This window comes from Methanobrevibacter sp., assembly GCF_045126245.1.
In the GTDB taxonomy this organism is placed as follows: Archaea; Methanobacteriota; Methanobacteria; order Methanobacteriales; family Methanobacteriaceae; genus Methanocatella.
The window spans coordinates 14,380-29,489 of record NZ_JBGVOG010000013.1; the positions used below are offsets into that span (position 1 = coordinate 14,380).

Consider the following 15,110-nt stretch of genomic DNA (forward strand, 5'->3'; position numbering starts at 1 on the left):
ATCATGAAAGAATTCAAACTCAAGTCACCCTATAAACCATTGGGTGACCAACCAAAAGCCATCAATTCATTAGCTGAAGGCATAAAGAATGGACTGAAGGAACAGACTCTTTTAGGAGTAACCGGTTCAGGTAAGACATTCACAATGGCAAATGTCATTGAAAAAGTTCAAAAGCCTACTCTTGTTATTTCACACAACAAGACCTTGGCCGCACAGTTATATGAAGAATTTAAGGAATTCTTCCCAGACAATGCCGTTGAATATTTTGTCAGCTATTATGACTACTACCAGCCTGAAGCGTATGTTCCGAGAACAGACACATTCATTGACAAGGAAGCTTCAATAAATGATGACATTGACATAATGAGGCATTCCGCCACACAATCCCTTCTTTCAAGGGATGATGTTATTGTAGTAAGCAGTGTAAGCTGCATTTACGGTATCGGTTCGCCTGAGGATTATGGCGAATTTGCCTTTGGAATATCCGTTGGGGATATTTATGACCGATCCGAAATAATATCCAAACTTATTTTCATGCAGTATGAGAGAAATGACATAGAATTTGACAGGGGACAGTTCAGGGTCAGGGGAGATGTCATAGAGATAAATCCTGTTCATGGAACACCACCTATCAGAATTGAACTGTTTGGTGATGAAATCGATGCAATCAGTTTGATTGACAAGGTCACAGGCAGAAAACAGGAAAGCCTTCAAAGATACATGATTTTCCCTGCAAAGCACTTTGTCGTCGGTCAGGATAAAATGGAAACTGCTATTTCAAAAATATCTCAGGAATTGGATGAAAGGCTTCAGGAACTTAATTTAACAGGAAAATTATTGGAAGCCCAAAGGCTGGAGCAAAGAACCCGTTTTGACATTGAAATGCTTCAGGAAATGGGGTACTGTCCGGGTGTAGAAAACTATTCCATGCATTTGTCCGGCCGTAGCTGGGGTGAAAAGCCATACTCCCTTTTAAAATATTTCCCTGATGATTTTCTGACAATCATTGACGAGTCTCACGTAACGGTTCCTCAAATCAGAGGAATGTACAATGGGGATAGAGCCCGTAAGGAAACTTTGGTTGAATACGGATTCAGATTGCCTTCAGCCAAGGAAAACAGGCCTTTGAGATTTGATGAATTCGAGTCATCCGTAAATCAGGTCATCTATGTTTCTGCAACTCCTGCTCAGTATGAGCTTGCAAAATCAAGAAATGTTGTAGAGCAAATCATCAGGCCGACAGGTCTTGTTGACCCTGAAGTATTAATCAGGCCGGTTACAGGTCAGGTTGAAGATCTGCTTAAGGAAGTTCAGCTAACTGCTGAAAAGGATGAAAGGGTGCTTGTCACAACTTTAACAAAAAGAATGGCAGAGGATTTGACTGATTACTATGCAAGAATCGGCGTTAAGGTAAGGTATATGCACTCTGAAATCGACACATTGGAGAGAATCGACATTGTAAATGACCTGAGAAGAGGAAAATTCGATGTATTGGTCGGTGTTAATCTTTTAAGGGAAGGTTTGGACCTTCCGGAAGTGTCTCTGGTAGCCATTTTGGATGCGGATAAGGAAGGATTTTTAAGAAATGAAACCTCATTGATACAGACAATCGGAAGGGCTGCAAGAAACGTCAATGGTCGTGTAATCATGTATGTTGATAATATGACTGATTCTGTAAAGAATGCTTATGAGATTACAATGAAAAGGCGTAAACTGCAGATGGCATACAACGAAAAACATGGCATTGTTCCGAAATCAACTACAAGAACACTAAAAGAAAAGCTTGCAGAAGAGGATGAAAAATACAAAGTCACCGGTGCTAATATAGAAAAAATGCCTAAGGATGAACTTCGTTTGTTAATCAAGGATTTGGAAAGAGATATGAAGGATGCTGCTGCAAGACTTGACTTTGAAAGGGCAGCTGATTTAAGGAATAAATTATATGCCTTGAAAGGCATGGACAAATAACTTTTAAATTTACTTTTCAAATGCTCTCTAAAATACTTTATAAATGAGTTTGTTCTAATATTATATAACTAATTTTTAGGAGAATATTATGGCTGAAAATTCTAAAAAACAAATTATCATTAAGGGTGCACGTGAGCACAATTTACAAGATATTGATGTTAGTGTCCCTCGTGATGAATTTATTGTAATTACAGGTCTTAGTGGGTCTGGAAAATCTTCACTTGCTTTTGATACTATCTATGCTGAAGGACAGCGTAGATATGTCGAGTCCCTATCAGCATATGCAAGGCAATTTTTGGGACAAATGAAAAAACCGGAAATGGAATCAATTGAAGGTTTGTCTCCAGCCATTTCCATTGACCAAAAAACAACAAGGGAAAATCCAAGGTCTACTGTAGGAACAATTACAGAAATTTACGATTATTTGAGGTTATTGTTTGCAAGAATTGGAATTCCGCATTGTCCGAATTGTGGAAAGGAAGTCTCACAGCAGACTATAGGTCAGATTGCCGAATCCATTATAGAAGAGGGCGAAGGAATAAAAATCCAGATATTGTCACCAGTCATAAGGGATAAGAAAGGTCAACACAAGGATGTTCTTGAAGATTTAAGGAACAAGGGTTTTGTAAGAGTGCGTGTTGACGGAGAGATAAGGGATTTGGAGGAAGATATTGACCTTCCAAAGACATATCGTCACAGTATAGATGTTGTTGTTGACAGGCTTAAAATCAGGAAGGACGTTGACTTTAAAAGAAGACTGGTTGATTCATTGGAAACAGCAGCAGAGTTCGCTGAAGGATTAATAAATGTATTATATACAACTGACGATGAAGAATATGAGAAAAAATATTCAGAGCACTTCGCATGTGTCGATTGTGGAATAAACTTTGAGGAGCTCACTCCGAGGATGTTTTCATTCAATGCGCCTCAGGGTGCATGTCCGGAATGTAACGGTATCGGTTCCAAAATGGAGATTGATCCTGACTTGATTGTCCCTGACAATACATTAACTTTAAACGAGGGGGCTATCGCTCCATGGTCAAAATCATCCAAAAGGGAAAATTATTACTATCAAATGCTTGAAGCTGTTTCAAAACATTTCAATTTCAGTATGGACGTTCCATTCAATGAATTGGATAAGGAACATCAGAATACTATTTTATACGGTTGTAAGGATAAAATACCTTTCACATTTAAAAGAAGAAACAAATCTTATATGGTTAACCGTAAATTTGAAGGTGTCATTCCTAGAATGGAGAGATTGTACATTGAAACAAAGTCAAATTATTCAAGAAAATACCTTTCCAAATTCATGAGCGACAGGAAATGTCATGTTTGCGGCGGCAAACGCTTAAGACCGGAAGTATTGGCAGTAACTGTTGGCGGAAAATCCATCATTGATGTATGTGATTTGGCAATAAAGGATTCTTATCAATTTTTCCAGGACTTGGAATTAACCGAAAGAGAAAATTTCATTGCAAAAGAAGTTTTAAAGGAAATTAAAGAGCGCTTAAGCTTTTTAGTTGAAGTCGGTTTGGATTATTTATCAATGTCAAGGTCATCTGGTACTCTCTCAGGGGGTGAAGCGCAAAGGATTAGACTGGCCACTCAAATCGGTTCCGGTCTTGTTGGTGTTTTATATATTTTGGATGAACCGAGTATAGGCCTTCATCAAAGAGACAATATAAAACTTATCGAAGCTTTAAAAAGGCTCAAAGATCTTGGAAATACGTTAGTTGTTGTTGAACACGATGAAGAAACCATCTTATCAGCAGACCACGTTGTCGACATCGGTCCTGGAGCCGGTGAGCATGGCGGAAAAGTCGTGGCTCAGGGAACTCCATTAGACATTATGAACAATCCTAATTCAATTACAGGCCAGTATATTTCAAGAGTTAAGAAAATTGACATTCCTAAAGAAAGAAGGCCTGGAAACGGCAAATTTATTAAGATAAAAGGTGCAGCCCAAAATAACTTGAAGGGCATTGATGTTGAAATTCCATTGGGCAAGTTCACTTGCGTTACCGGAGTTAGCGGTTCTGGTAAAAGTAGTCTAATCAATGAAATTCTATACAAAGGCGCTCATGGCAAGTTATCTAAAAAATTCATGTTTGCAGGTAAATATGATGAAATTGAGGGATTGAAGAATATTGATAAAGTAATTGCAATTGATCAAAAACCTATAGGAAGAACTCCAAGGTCAAATCCTGCAACTTATACGGGTGTATTTACTGATATTCGTGAACTGTTTGCAAATACTCCAGAATCAAAAGCAAGAGGATATAAACCCGGAAGATTTTCATTCAATGTCAAGGGTGGAAGGTGCGAAGCCTGTTCCGGAGATGGAATTGTGCAAATTGAAATGCACTTTTTAGCGGATGTATTTGTTCCTTGTGAAGTATGCGGAGGTAAAAGATACAATGAAGAGACTTTGGATATCAGATACAAGGGTAAAAATATCTATGAAGTCTTGGAAATGACAGTTGAAGAAGCATTGGAATTCTTTGAAAACATTCCAAAAATCACTAAAAAGCTTAAAACTTTATATGATGTGGGACTGGGCTATATGAAGATAGGCCAGCCTGCAACAACACTTTCAGGTGGTGAAGCTCAAAGGATTAAACTGGCTAAAGAGCTATCTAGAACCAGCACTGGAAAAACGTTATATATCCTAGATGAACCAACTACTGGTCTTCATTTTGCAGATATTAAAAGACTTTTGGAAGTATTGGCTAGATTGACTGATGCTGGCAATTCCGTTGTTGTTATTGAGCATAATCTGGATGTTATCAAAACTGCGGATCATATCATTGACCTAGGTCCTGAAGGAGGTGACGGTGGAGGTGAGGTAATAGCTACCGGAACTCCAGAGGAAGTTGCCGAGGCAGGCACATATACAGGTCAGTTTTTAGAAAGGATGCTTAATGAAAACATCACTCCATATGCAAAGGAATTGGTTGAAGATATTGGAAAATAATCATATCTTCATTTTTTATTATTTTTAATACAAATTTTTTATAATTTTATTAAACTTTACTATTTTTTAATTAAAGTATATTTAGCTTTTTAATCTTTTTTTGGAAAATTAATGCTGTGAAATATGGTTTTGTAAAAAATTTTAAATAAATTTAAATATTTCACTGAATAAACATTTAATCAACACTATTAATGGCTACAATTATTTAGCTATTGGTAGTACACTTATCATTTAAGGTGATAATATGAGAGAGTTATATGAAAAGATGATTAACGAATCAATGGCTGCTCAAAATGCAGATATTGCAGTTATATCAGAAAATAGATACAACGACTTTAAAATAACTGATGCAAAACCATATGCTGATGCAGTAGCAGAAATGACTGCATTAGACAATCAAGCAGAATCTGTAATAAACTTACACAAGGATTCTGTTAAAAACCACTTTGAAATATTATCTTCCATTACAGACACGTTAAAATGTGAAGATGACCCATTCATTGAACATTTCCAAACTCCTCCAGTTTTAGAAATTTTATGTGATGAAGATGGCGAATTTGCAGACAGTTTAGATAAATTTATCCAAGCTATCGCTGATAATGAAGCACTTATTGCAAAAGAATCTATCAGAAGATATGGCGGATTTTATGGACCTACTTGTGTTGTGGACTTTGCATTAATGCCTGGAAGTACAAGTAATGTTGTAAATCAGATACTCAAAAAAGTGGACATTCCGGTTCACCATAAACAAGCTATTTTATCCGCAAAATCTTGGGGTATGAATACTTCATATGGAATAGGTGATGCATTTGCAAATGCAATTGAAGACGGTTTGACTGCTGCTCAAGCCACAGAAAAAGAAATTGCAACTTTACAAATGATTTATAAGACTCCTATTGAAGGACAAGGTCAATTAATGGATGATGCAGATCACTCATCATTTGATGTAAGAGATTACATGAACAAATACAAAAAAGCGATGACTTCAACAGTTAAAGCAGCTATGGACGATGGTGTACATTATGGTAATATTGTAACTGTTCCGGCATACTGTGTTGGAGATATTGGGCATCACATAGGCCAATCAACCTATAACATGTGTAAGGATGATGTGATAATGGCTGTAATTGAAGCAACTGCTGGAGTTATTGAAAATTCATTAAGAAACAACCTTGATGTTTATAAAACTCCATTTGATGTATTGAAACTTTCAACTGGTTCTTCAGCATGCGCAACCGAATTTTTATTAGAACTTGATGGATTTACAGCTCCAATGGTTGTGGATTTATTGAATAAAAGATTCCATAACTATGTACAACAATATCCAAAAAGAGGTGCTGCTGCTGAGTTACACAACTGTGACTTTATGGACATGATTTACAGAGGATTCAATGCAATGAGCAATGCTAGAAAAATGAGGTCATCTGCAGGATTTGAAATAATTCCTAGAATTAAAGGCATGGAAGTAGATTTTAAACCTATTTTAGAAAATGATGTCTTGATGAACCCTCAAAGATATGCTTATCCCGCATGTGCTATTACAGTAAGATTCTCATCACTTATGAGATTAGCAGACTATCCATGTCTTTTAACTTCAGAACCAATTACAGCAACCATGATGACAAATATCATAGCACTTGACAAAGAAGCACCAGGATCTCCTGTAAGAGGTTGTAAACAATGTGCTTCAGCATGTCTTGCAGATAACAAACATGAATACTGTCAATGGAGAGAAGCTGTATAGGTGAGATTAATGACTTGTAATATTAGAAAAAAGTTTTTTGCTGAACTTCTGGGAACCTTTTTCCTTGTATTTTTCGGTACTGGTTCTGCTGTTGTAACTTTGTTGATTTCAAAAGCCGCTGGAGTTACTGGAATTGGACCTTTAGGAGGACTTGGTGACTGGATTGCCATTGCGTTGGTATTTGGTCTAACTGTAATGATATGTATTTATGTATTTGGTAAGATATCCGGTGCACATTTAAATCCTGCTGTAACCATTGGGCTACTTGTAACCAAAAACATTGCTTTAATTGACAGTATCTATTATATTGTTGCACAAGTAATTGGAGCATGTTTGGGAAGCCTTTGTCTTTTCCTATGTTTAGGTGCTTCAGCAGTTACCGTTGGAGGACTTGGTGCTACAGCTCCTGGTTTGGGCGTAAGCTACTTCCAAGCAATGTTTGCAGAATTCTTAGGAACTTTCTTCTTGATGATGGTAGTAATGGGTGTTGCAGTCGATAAGAAAGCGGAACCTGGTTTTGCTGGAATATCAATCGGTATGACAGTTGCAGCAGTAATTGCAGTTTTAGGCGCATTTACAGGCGCTTCAATCAACCCTGCACGTACATTCGGACCATACTTGATGGACACCTTACTTGGCGGTGCTAACCTTTGGGCATTCTTCCCAATATATTTAGTTGGACCTATCCTTGGTGCAATTTGTGCAGCATTTGCATATGCATATCTTGCTAAAGACAGTGGGGTCTGTGAACTTCCGCAACCGTTTAAAGATGAATAATTCTTTGAATTATTCTTTTTTTTTCTTTTTTTTAGATAACTTATTTAACATAAGATTGACTAATATTATAGTAATTATTTAGGTGATAGTGTGAATTTTAATCTTAAAGAAGCTATTTTAATATTTATTCGCGGGGTCTTGATGGGTTCTGCAGATATTGTTCCGGGTGTTTCAGGAGGAACAATAGCATTGATTACAGGTATTTATGGTCATTTGGTGGAATCAATCAGTAAAATTAGATTTGGATTTGTAAAACCATTGTTTAAAGGAGATTTCAATGGTTTTTTGACAGAGTTGTTTGAGGAAATAGATTTCAAATTCTTCATACCTCTTGTTTTAGGTATTGGCGTTGCTTTTTTAACATTGGCTAAAGTTGTTACTTACTGTATGGATGTTTACACTGCATGGACATATTCATTTTTCCTAGGCTTGATTTTGGCTTCAGCGGTAATTCTGTTCAAGAAAATTGATAAGATTAATGCTAAACATTTTCTCTTTGCAATTCTTGGAGCTGTCCTAACATTTATTTTTGTAAGCTTAAATCCGATTGCAGCTAATCATTCATTGCCTATCATTTTCATTTCAGGTATGATAGCCATATGCGCTATGATTTTACCTGGTATTTCAGGTTCATTTTTATTACTGTTGCTTGGACAGTACAAATACATGTTGAATGCTCTTCATCAATTGCATTTCTCAGAAATAATCGTTTTTGTTGTCGGAGCGGTTATAGGTATTTTAGGATTTTCAAAAATCTTAAATTATTTGCTTAAAAACTATGAAGAATTCACCATGGCATTTCTTATTGGGGTAATGGTTGGATCTTTAAAGGTTCCAAGTGTTGAAATTGTTAACTCTGTAAGTTTTAACTTTACAGGACTGTTTCCATGTTTGATTGTTGCAGTAATCGGATTCGGTTTAATTATCATATTGGAAACAAAATTTGATTATATCGAAGAGTAAGATATTTTCTTACTTTCAATTTATTTTTTAAAAAAATTAAAAAAAACTAATTAGTATCTTTATACAAAATATACTTTGATGGATAAAAATATTGATTTAGTCTCTAATCCTAAAAAATCATTTTATAATTTAAGTATTCCTCTGGTAGCGTTCGCTTTATTCAATACATTATATAGCGTTATTGATACCATGTGGATATCAACATATAGTGATGAGGCTATTATTGCTTTAAGCGTATGCATACCTGTATTTGCATTATATACTTATGTGGGAGATTCATTTGGGCAAGGTACAAATTCAATAATGTCTCGATACTTGGGTTCAGGCAATTATAAAAATGCGTGTAGTTCGTTTTTAACTGGCATGTTAATTGTATTGGTAATTTATATCTCCATTTTATTGATTTCAACACAATATGCTTTCATATTTGGGATTTGGGAAACTGAGTATCTTGATTCAGTATTATCATATATAATGCCCATGAGCATATTTTCATTTGTATTTTTGTATTCCAATTTCTTTTCTGAAACAATGCAGGCAGAAGGGAATTCTAAATTTCCAACAATGCTTTTAATAGCCACGAATATTTTAAATTTGATTCTTGACCCTGTTTTTATTCATTATTTTAATCTTGGTGTTAGGGGTGCGGCATATGCATCAATTTTATCCGCGTCAATATGCTTTATAATACTTTTATTAAGGTATGTATTGGGAAAAAATAAGATCGAATTCAGTTTAAAATATCTTAAAATCCGTTTATATGTAATAGGGGAAATAATCAAGGTAGCCCTTCCGAATTGCTTCGAGGATGGAGCAAGTACTTTTAGCATACTTTTTATATATTCCATATTGATTGGTGTATTGGGATTTATGGGAATTTCATTGTATCTCGTTTGTGATTCACTTAAAAAACTCTTCCTTTCTCCAGTTAAAGGTTTTGGAAGAGGGTTATTAAGTGTATCCGGCCATTTATTCGGAGCTAAAAAGTTTGATGATATTAAAAAACTATATTTGCATGCTCTTAAGTTAAGCATGCTGGTTTCATTTGTTATAAGCATATTCGTTTTTATTTTCTTTAAAGATATTTTGGCATTGTTCGATATGGCCGACAATAATTTTAACTTGTTTTTAATAGCTGTTTCTGCAGTATTCTTACTTTCCTTTTCACCTGTAGCTCTGATTTCAGGTAAAATCTTGGACGGTTTCGGAAAAAGTTACTATTCGCTATTTTTCAAGATATTAAAAAAAGCTTTTGAAATAATAGTTATAATACTTTTAGTTGATATTTTCAAGGGATCCAGTATTTTGATTGCATTTATATCATCAGAATTGATTTTTGCATGTGTTTATTATTTATTTGTTGTTTCTTCAATTAAGAAAGTTAAGGTAGTATATCATGATGCGGATGTTGTTAAAAGTTTTTAGACAAAGATTTTTATCAGTAATATCTTTTAAAGATTTATTAACAATTAGAAATATAATTTAAGATAATGCTAGTTTTAAAAAAGATAAAAAAACAGTGGAAATTATATCCAATCGGTTCACCAAAAGGGGCTTTAAATCATAAAAGGGAGCCGGAATTTGTTGGCAATATCAAATTCAGTGATGATGGGGATTCCCTATCGATTAATCGTTTTGTAGCTGATTATAACTTTAAAGACAATTCCACTTTAAATGAAAAATTGCTTCCTCCAAGTGAAGTAAACAAGCTTTTGCGCTCACAGGCTGTTTTTCTTGCAACTCCCGATGAAAAGGTCGAGAAGTTTTTGAAATCTTTAAATATTAAGGTAAGGCACACAAAGGTATGCGACTACTGTGCATATGAAGGAAATATCACTGTTGTAAATTCATCCTATTCTTATAAGTATAATAACCAATTAATCTGTAAGGATTGTGCTTTGGATACTATTAAGCAGGAAATCAAACTTCAGGGGTTTGATAAAAAGATTTTCAGAAATCTAAAATCCACTTTGGAAAAAACAAACGATTTGGAAAAGACGCTATCTGTCTTATCACCTCATTTTGACCCTTTGAAAAATAGAAAATTAACGCTGTTTGATAAAACTAGAAAGCCAAGACATATTGTTCCTCCTGTTGACATGAAGCGTCTTAAGATACCTAAAGACTTCAGAGATATTCTGATTGATTGTGGAAATGATAAACTGCTTCCTGTTCAATATTTGGCCATTAAGGAAGGTCTTCTGAAGGGTGAGGATTTGCTTGTTGTAAGTGCAACAGGTTCAGGTAAAACATTGGTTGGGGAGCTTGCAGGAATTACTGAAGCCTTAAGTGGAAAAAAATTCATTTTCCTAACTCCATTGGTTGCCCTGGCCAATCAGAAGTACAGGGATTTCAAAAAGAAATATTCGAAATTGGGTTTGAATGTATCAATTAAAGTTGGAAGAAATCGGGTAAAGGCAAAAGGTGAACTTAATCTTCCTGATTCTGATGTTTCAAAGGCGGATATTGTGGTGGCTACTTATGAGGGGATAGATTATCTTTTAAGAAACGGCAATTCGAATTCAATTTCAAACTTGGGTGTTGTGCTGATAGATGAGATTCACATGATTGATGATGAAGACCGGGGGACCCGTTTGAATGGATTGATTAAGCGCGTAAAGCATTTGTATCCTAAAACTCAAATAATTGGGCTATCTGCAACAGTTAAAAACCCGGAATTTTTGGCAAGTGAGTTCAACATGAAGCTGGTCAAGTATGATGAAAGGCCGGTTCCCCTTGAACGACATTTGGTCTATACAAGAAACGAGTCTCAAAAGCGCCATCTTATGATGAAATTGGTTAAAAGGGAATTCAATACCAAATCCAAAAAAGGTTTTAGGGGACAAACCATAATATTTACAAATTCAAGGCGCAAAACTCACCAAATTGCTAATTACTTGACTAACAAAAAAGTAAGTGCAGCCGCTTATCATGCAGGTTTGTCATACTATAAAAAGGAAAAGATAGAAAAGGACTTTGACAAAGGTAAGATTTCATGTGTCGTAACCACAGCGGCTTTGGCAGCAGGTGTGGATTTTCCTGCTTCACAGGTAATCTTTGATTCGCTGGTCATGGGAAATAAGTGGATTAATCCCAATGAATTTTCACAGATGCTCGGTCGTGCTGGCAGGCCAACCTATCATGATAGGGGAATAGTATATCTTCTTCCTGAAATTGGAAACGATTTTGCAGGTGAAAGCGAAGAGGCAATGGCTCTGGACCTGCTTGAAAGCAATAGTGAGGATGTATACATTGAATATGACGAAGAGTCAGCTTATGAGCAAATTCTTGCAGATATTTCATCAACTTCCATAAGGTCAATCGAAGAGTTGAATAAATTTTATAAAAATATTGATGTACCAATAAGTACAAAAATAGCTATTGAAGAAATGGAAGATTTGGACATGATTGATATCACTCCATCTAATAAGCTTGAAATTACCAAATATGGAAGGGCAACTTCGGTGTCTTTTTTATCAATTGATGATGCAGAGTTTATTAAAAATACATTGAACGATATGCAGTACCTTAAAAGGTATGTGGCTTTATCTCCAATGTATAAGAAAAAGGAAAAATATGATAAACTTAAGGTTTTGATTTTGGCTCTTGCACTTGATTTGGAAATGTTTGAAAATGCATATTTGTCAAGCGTTATTCACAATCAGATAGCAAATGCCTTAAAGATTAAGTTCTCGACAAGGCTATTTGCAGAATCGACCTTGGATATCATTTCTTCAGGCGAAGCTATAGAAAAAGTTGATAAGAAATTCCAGGATGCATTGATTGCTCTTCAAACGGATTTCATGCAATGCAAATGTCAGGATAGGCCATTTTGCAGTTGTATGCAAAGGGGAATATCCGAAGTAATTGTTCATGAAAGGTTAAAGGGTAAGGATCCTCAAGACATATCGAATAAGCTGTTTAGAAAATATCAGATTCAAGTCTATCCCGGAGACATATTCTCATGGCTGGACAATTACGTAAAGAATTTGGATGCTATTAAAAGAATAGCCAAAGCACATAATAGAAGGAATATTGTTAAAAAGACTAATTATTTAATTAAAAAAATAGAAAACGGGTGAATTAGATGTATGCAGAAGACAAAATATTAATTGGGTGCAATGACAACACAAATGTGTTTTTATCACCAAAACTGGCTAACCGTCATGGTTTGATAGCCGGTGCAACAGGTACAGGTAAAACAGTAACTTTAAAAGTATTGGCTGAATCATTTTCAGATTTGGGAGTTCCTGTGTTTATGGCCGATATGAAGGGTGACGTTTCAGGGCTTGCCAAAATAGGTTCCGGAAATGATTTCATAACCAAAAATAGGGAAAGATATGGCCTTGACGATAAAGGATTTAAATTCAAGGAGTATCCTGTTGAATTCTGGGATTTGTTTGGCCAAAAGGGTATTCCAATAAGGGTGACACTCTCTGAAATGGGTCCTGTTTTACTTTCAAAAATCTTAAACTTGTCCGAAGCGCAGGCCGGCGTATTGAATATAGTGTTTAAGGTGGCTGATGAAAAGTCATTGCCTATCATTGACTTGAAGGATTTAAAATCAATGATCAATCATGTTGTTGAAAACAAGGATGCTTATGAAGGGGAATATGGTGCCATAGCGGCAAAGTCTGCAAACACTATTCTAAGGAGTCTGATTACACTTGAAGATCAGGGCGGAAATGATTTCTTTGGCGAACCTGCCCTTGAACTTTCTGATTTTATTCAGGTTGATGACAACGGATGCGGTGTAATCAATATTCTGGATGCTCAAAAATTGTCCCTATCTCCTGAAATATACTCAACATTCCTGCTTTGGATGTTATCAAATCTATTTGAAACATTACCTGAAGTAGGGGATATGGATAAACCTAAATTCGTTTTCTTCTTTGATGAAGCTCATTTGCTGTTTGATGATATGTCACCTGAATTCGGCAAGAAAATCGAACAGATTGTAAGGCTTATCAGGTCAAAAGGTGTTGGAGTATACTTTATTTCACAGTCTCCGGCAGATATTCCTGATGACATTTTGGCTCAGTTGGGTAATCGTGTTCAACATGCACTTCATGCATACACTCCAAAAGACCAGAAAGCCGTTAAGGTGGCTGCGGAAACATTCAGAGCCAATCCTGACTTCAATACTGCAGAAGTCATTTCCAATCTTGGAATCGGTCAGGCTTTAGTGTCAGTTTTGGATGAAAAAGGTGTTCCGACAGTGGTTGAACAGGTGGATATCGTACCTCCACAAAGCCATATAGGCGCTATTGAAGATGAGCTGAGGGCTGAACTGATTAATATTTCAACATTGAAATCCAAGTATTGGGATGCTCTGGACAGTGAGTCCGCTTATGAACTGCTGCTGAATAAGATTGATTCAAACCCTGAACTTGAAAGTGAAGTGCCGAGTGAAACCAAGGAGGCCATTGAAGAAGTCAAAGCCCAACAGCAGGAAGCGCCTCAAGCTCCTCAACAGCCAGATGTTCCTCAGGGAGCTCCTCAACAACAGGAATCTGTTTTGGAAGGTATTTTAGGAACTGTTTTAGGTGGAAGCCAACCTGCAAGCGGTAAAAGGGCTAAAAAATCCGAAGCTCAAAAGATGGCTGAAAAGGCAGCAACACAGGCAATGAACACTGCAGCGCGTGAAGTTACAAAAGGAATCATGAGAGGAATCTTCGGACAGATGAAATAGGTGTTGATATGGCTCATCCACACAAAAAAGCTATTGAAAATATGAATGCATCTTCCCTGATTGGCGTAATTGAAGAGTCAAAGATGACTTATGTGCGGGAAAATTTAAGTGTTTTCCTTCATGAAAGTCAAATTAAACTCCTGAAACAGGTCAAAAAGCATGAAAAACCTCATCACAAACGTGTTAGGATTAAACAATTTGAAAAGGCGGATAAAAATGACTTGTTTGTCCTTCATTTGGATTTGTATTTGAAAAAATATGAAAAGTTAGCCAAAAAGGGTCTGATTGAAATCGATAATTCACCTGAAAACGGTCTTGCCTATGATTGTTTATTAACCGATGAGGGTAAAGCCATTCTGGAGGAAATTGCATCTTTGGAAAGCGAATGGGAAGGTGTGGTTGGCATTGGTGAAGATGATTTGGAAACTTTACAAAAATTAGCCCTAAATTCATTTGAAATTTCATACAGACACAAGAAAAAACAAGGATTCATATTCTAAAGAATTCATAATCCATAGCTATTGAATCGTATGCATTTTTTACACATTCAATAGCTTCTTTTTTGTTTTTGAAATAATATAAGTGGCTTTCACAATTGCAGTCGGAGCATCCAAAGCCAGTAATCCCTTCACTTTTTTGGGAAATTAGTTGTGATAGCGTGCATTCTATTTTTTTATCTGAAGCATTGTACATTACTTCACTGATTTCAGCATTCTCATTTTTCAACAGGTAGTCTATGTGCCAGTGAATCTTTTTATCATCACTCAAATGGCGTTTGATTCTTGCTATTAATGAGTTCATGGCAGAGCCTACATAGACATAATATCCTTTTTCAAAAGTTATTTTTCCAAGTTTGCCGATTTTAATTTCTGAAGTTTCATTCAAATTTATGATTAAACAGTAACATCCCTTCATTGAAATCTATGATTCTTTTTCAGATATTATTTATATTTGATTTGTCAATTTAAATATTGCTTTTAATTTTTAAA

Annotated in this window: 10 protein-coding genes; 9 read left to right on the forward strand and 1 reads right to left on the reverse strand. The window is 35.8% G+C overall.

Annotated features, from left to right (window positions below):
* Nucleotides 1–3 precede the first annotated feature (3 nt).
* From uvrB to ACJMLZ_RS00910, 9 genes are all read left to right on the forward strand, one after another.
* On the forward strand, nt 4–1,968 hold the full coding sequence (uvrB, locus tag ACJMLZ_RS00870) for an excinuclease ABC subunit UvrB (protein ID WP_405303443.1): 1,965 nt from the start codon (nt 4–6) through the stop codon (nt 1,966–1,968).
* An 88-nt stretch (nt 1,969–2,056) separates the two neighbouring features.
* Nucleotides 2,057–4,945: an excinuclease ABC subunit UvrA gene (uvrA, locus tag ACJMLZ_RS00875; protein ID WP_405303444.1), complete on the forward strand. Its 2,889-nt coding sequence runs from the start codon at nt 2,057–2,059 to the stop codon at nt 4,943–4,945.
* A 244-nt stretch (nt 4,946–5,189) separates the two neighbouring features.
* Nucleotides 5,190–6,689 carry a DUF2193 domain-containing protein gene (locus ACJMLZ_RS00880; RefSeq protein ID WP_405303445.1) on the forward strand — a complete coding sequence of 500 codons (1,500 nt, stop codon included), beginning with the start codon at nt 5,190–5,192 and terminating at the stop codon, nt 6,687–6,689.
* Nucleotides 6,690–6,698: 9 nt separating this feature from the next.
* Nucleotides 6,699–7,466, forward strand: a complete 768-nt coding sequence (locus ACJMLZ_RS00885) for an MIP/aquaporin family protein (RefSeq protein ID WP_405303446.1) — start codon at nt 6,699–6,701, stop codon at nt 7,464–7,466.
* A 141-nt stretch (nt 7,467–7,607) separates the two neighbouring features.
* A complete protein-coding gene (locus ACJMLZ_RS00890; RefSeq protein WP_405303454.1) occupies nt 7,608–8,429 on the forward strand; it encodes a DUF368 domain-containing protein in 822 nt (273 codons plus the stop codon).
* Nucleotides 8,430–8,507: 78 nt separating this feature from the next.
* Nucleotides 8,508–9,854, forward strand: a complete 1,347-nt coding sequence (locus tag ACJMLZ_RS00895; protein WP_405303447.1) for an MATE family efflux transporter — start codon at nt 8,508–8,510, stop codon at nt 9,852–9,854.
* A gap of 65 nt (nt 9,855–9,919) precedes the next feature.
* Nucleotides 9,920–12,511: a DUF5814 domain-containing protein gene (locus ACJMLZ_RS00900; RefSeq protein ID WP_405303448.1), complete on the forward strand. Its 2,592-nt coding sequence runs from the start codon at nt 9,920–9,922 to the stop codon at nt 12,509–12,511.
* Nucleotides 12,512–12,516: 5 nt separating this feature from the next.
* Complete coding sequence (locus tag ACJMLZ_RS00905; protein ID WP_405303449.1) at nt 12,517–14,121, forward strand: helicase HerA-like domain-containing protein; 1,605 nt, start codon at nt 12,517–12,519, stop codon at nt 14,119–14,121.
* 8 nt (nt 14,122–14,129) lie between these two features.
* Nucleotides 14,130–14,621, forward strand: coding sequence for a hypothetical protein (locus ACJMLZ_RS00910; RefSeq protein ID WP_405303450.1), 492 nt, complete (start codon nt 14,130–14,132; stop codon nt 14,619–14,621).
* Here ACJMLZ_RS00910 and ACJMLZ_RS00915 read toward each other — a convergent pair.
* On the reverse strand, nt 14,611–15,036 hold the full coding sequence (locus tag ACJMLZ_RS00915) for a DUF123 domain-containing protein (protein ID WP_405303451.1): 426 nt from the start codon (nt 15,034–15,036) through the stop codon (nt 14,611–14,613). The two genes, ACJMLZ_RS00910 and ACJMLZ_RS00915, sit on opposite strands and share 11 nt — an antisense overlap.
* Nucleotides 15,037–15,110 lie beyond the last annotated feature (74 nt).

Coding starts and splice junctions, on each gene's coding strand:
- ACJMLZ_RS00905 (WP_405303449.1), top strand. CDS start 12,517: ATGTATGCAGAAGACAAAATATTAATTGGGTGCAATGACAACACAAAT.
- ACJMLZ_RS00895 (WP_405303447.1), top strand. CDS start 8,508: ATGGATAAAAATATTGATTTAGTCTCTAATCCTAAAAAATCATTTTAT.
- ACJMLZ_RS00890 (WP_405303454.1), top strand. CDS start 7,608: ATGGGTTCTGCAGATATTGTTCCGGGTGTTTCAGGAGGAACAATAGCA.
- ACJMLZ_RS00910 (WP_405303450.1), top strand. CDS start 14,130: ATGGCTCATCCACACAAAAAAGCTATTGAAAATATGAATGCATCTTCC.
- ACJMLZ_RS00915 (WP_405303451.1), bottom strand. CDS start 15,036: ATGAAGGGATGTTACTGTTTAATCATAAATTTGAATGAAACTTCAGAA.
- ACJMLZ_RS00900 (WP_405303448.1), top strand. CDS start 9,920: ATGCTAGTTTTAAAAAAGATAAAAAAACAGTGGAAATTATATCCAATC.
- ACJMLZ_RS00880 (WP_405303445.1), top strand. CDS start 5,190: ATGAGAGAGTTATATGAAAAGATGATTAACGAATCAATGGCTGCTCAA.
- ACJMLZ_RS00885 (WP_405303446.1), top strand. CDS start 6,699: ATGACTTGTAATATTAGAAAAAAGTTTTTTGCTGAACTTCTGGGAACC.
- uvrB (WP_405303443.1), top strand. CDS start 4: ATGAAAGAATTCAAACTCAAGTCACCCTATAAACCATTGGGTGACCAA.
- uvrA (WP_405303444.1), top strand. CDS start 2,057: ATGGCTGAAAATTCTAAAAAACAAATTATCATTAAGGGTGCACGTGAG.